A 613-nucleotide genomic window follows, 5' to 3' on the forward strand; every position below is an offset into this window, starting at 1 on the left:
AAGGAGCAGGTGATACAGACAACGGCACGGACAATTTCCTGGGCGTCAACACCAATCTTGAGCAGATATCCGACTGGCTAACCAAGATCCTTGTCGGGGTCGGCCTCACTCAGCTGCCCGACATCGGCACGAATATCATGAAGGTGGCAACGGTCTTGGCGCCCGCCCTCAGCATCGGCAGAAATGATACTGAGCCCGTCGCCCTCACCGCGGCCATATTGGTGGCCGGCACGGTGACCGGCTTCCTCTTCGCCTACATCTATACCCGGACCTTCGTCGCGCTCTTCTTCCGGCGCAGCGCCCATCGCGAACTTGGCCTTCTGAAGACAATGAATGCACTGCTCGACGAACTCCTGCCGGAATCACCGAAGCAGGAATCCTCTGCGGCCGTGTCCGAGAAGGTCGAAAAGCTGGCGCTGGTGGACACCAGTCAGCTGACAACAGCGACGGGCGTGTGTGCGGTCGGCAAGGCACGGTTCTGGAAAAGTGACATGTCGGGTGCCGCCGAGGCATTCAAACGCGCCTTGGAATTGGAACCGGATGATATCAAAGCGCGTCGCGACTACGGACGCTCCCAGGTTCTGCTCGGCCTCGTCAAAGAAGGGCTGAAAGA

General features: G+C 59.2%; 1 protein-coding gene. It reads left to right on the plus strand.

The annotated features are described in order from the left end of the window. The coding region (locus ACKGJN_RS16500; RefSeq protein ID WP_409540662.1) for a tetratricopeptide repeat protein at window positions 1–613 on the plus strand (613 nt) is incomplete at both ends.

The sequence above is a fragment of the Gillisia xinjiangensis genome (genome assembly GCF_046298265.1).
Taxonomy (GTDB): Bacteria; Bacteroidota; Bacteroidia; order Flavobacteriales; family Flavobacteriaceae; genus Gillisia; species Gillisia xinjiangensis.